This is a genomic window from Anaerotruncus sp. 1XD42-93 (genome assembly GCF_009917605.1).
Lineage (GTDB): Bacteria > Bacillota > Clostridia > Oscillospirales > Ruminococcaceae > Anaerotruncus.
Genome location: NZ_QZEG01000153.1, coordinates 1 through 1,956, shown reverse-complemented (window position 1 = coordinate 1,956; position 1,956 = coordinate 1). Strand labels below are relative to the sequence as shown.

General features: G+C 43.5%; 2 protein-coding genes and 1 tRNA gene. 1 reads left to right on the top strand and 2 read right to left on the bottom strand.

Annotated elements, in window-relative coordinates:
* Positions 1–72: 72 nt before the first annotated feature.
* A complete protein-coding gene (locus tag D5269_RS17595; RefSeq protein ID WP_158605078.1) occupies positions 73–216 on the bottom strand; it encodes a hypothetical protein in 144 nt (47 codons plus the stop codon).
* 406 nt (positions 217–622) lie between these two features.
* Complete coding sequence (locus tag D5269_RS17590) at positions 623–805, bottom strand: hypothetical protein (RefSeq protein WP_120487437.1); 183 nt, start codon at positions 803–805, stop codon at positions 623–625.
* A gap of 996 nt (positions 806–1,801) precedes the next feature.
* Here D5269_RS17590 and D5269_RS17585 point away from each other — a divergent pair.
* Positions 1,802–1,888 (top strand) — tRNA-Leu (locus tag D5269_RS17585).
* Positions 1,889–1,956 lie beyond the last annotated feature (68 nt).

Sequence of the window (1,956 nt, the reverse complement as noted above, 5' to 3'; positions counted from 1 at the left end):
CTACTCGTTATGAGAAAACTGCTAAATCTTTCCTTTCCCTTGTTCATTTTGTCGCTGTTTTTGTTTGGATTGCTATTTCTTGACTTTAGGGACACAAGCGAGGAATACCGCCATGAGGGCAAGTCCAACAGGGAGTGCGGCCGATACATTGGCGATCACGCCCTGAACCGGCGGCTCAAGCATCTCCTCTGTAATGGCAATGGTCGGCAGATTCATAATACACCCCCCTGAAAATATTATTTGTCACCGCAGTTGCGGGAACAGTCAGAAGCGGGGAAACCTGGAAATCAGACTTGGGATAATCTTAATCCCGAAGAATACTGCTGCCATCCCCAAAATAACTGGAAGCAAAACGCCGATATTAGCGATAATGCCCTCCAGAAGTGGGGCCATGTCCTCCGGCGTGATGATCGCGGGAGGGACGCCGAAATCTACAAAGACCTGTGTATACCGAATTACTATTCACCCCCTTCACCATCTTCTTTAAAAATGGTCTCCCAATCCGGTTCCGGCTTTAATGGGCGCTGATACCATCTGTCCAGAGGACTACAGGTGCACCCGAAATCGGAATCATACCAGCCACATAAAATGCAGGGTTCATCAAGGAAAGAAGACGACATGCTTACAACCCTCCTTCGATAAACGTATGGTAGAACCAGCGCACAAACCAGATCAGCAGAAGCAGGCTTGCAGTTACCGGAAACACCCCGTACAGGAAGATGTCCGAGTTATGCCGCAGGGCTGTGAGATCGTCGGCCTGCTGATCGGTTAGAGCTACGATCTGGGCATTTCCGGAATCTTTCAAGGTTTCATACATCCATTCCCAGTCTGGCCCAGCTTCAATTGTTGTGGCCGGGCTAACCTTGATGAATTCCGCCGCCGAAGCGGGAACCGGGGAAACCTACAGGAACAGTGCGAGGAATACCAGAAGAAATGCAGGGTACCATCCGGATAAACAATTCGCCCATCATAGCTTTCACCTGCTGTGAGCCTGCCACGCTTGTTGCGTGAACAGACATAGCCAATCATGGTATTATCACCTCCAGCATGGTTTGTTCGATAAACTGCCCGGCGCGGGCATCGGCTAGGGGCTGTATGTAACATTCATGCGCCGGACGGTAGATAAAAAAGATTGCGAAAGAGGGACTTTTCGCTAAAGTCCTCTTTGCATTTAATTTTACATTTTTCAACCACACAAAATTTTCTAATCAGTATTGCATTTCACTAATAATTTTGTTATAATTATAAAAAAGTTTTGAAAGATGTGTTCCTAGAAGATGTTTAAAAAATTGATATCAGTGTTTTTTCTATTAAATTCGTGCCTTTTGTATTAAAAATATGTGGGATACATAGAGTGTTCCTACATTTTTTCCCTTAATTTTTATAATTGTGGGGAAGTTTACCCTTTTTGTTTTCAAGCAAGCCGTAAGAGTGAATAAATGAGGCAGAGAGCGGTTAGTTTTTTGTAGCAAATGGTGAAAGGTCGAAGCTGTTCTATCTTACTTTCATTAATTATTGGTTATACAAACTTACCCTTACCATATTTTTTGTTTTATTAAAGTAGAACATTTTGCCTTAGAAATTGTTGTGAATGTTTTTTATTTAGGTATAGGGACTCAAAAGTTTTAATATTTGTTGGCATGATGAAATTGGCATATGCACTTGACTCAAAATCATCTGTACTTGTGGATGAGCATTCCTTCTCAAACAGCTTGTTTATGCGATTTCCCTAACATTTCATCGCTGGGACGAAAGCCGGTCAGTCATTTTTGGCGGAAAGACTCAAGAAAGCTTAATATTTGCCGGTGTGTCGAAATTGGCATACGAGACAGACTCAAAATCTGTTGTCAGCAATGGCATGTGGGTTCGAGTCCCACCACCGGCACCAGAAAAAGAGGTCAAAAAAGATTTTTGGTGAAAAAACTGAGAGATTTCAAGACCTCAGAGGCCCTTGGA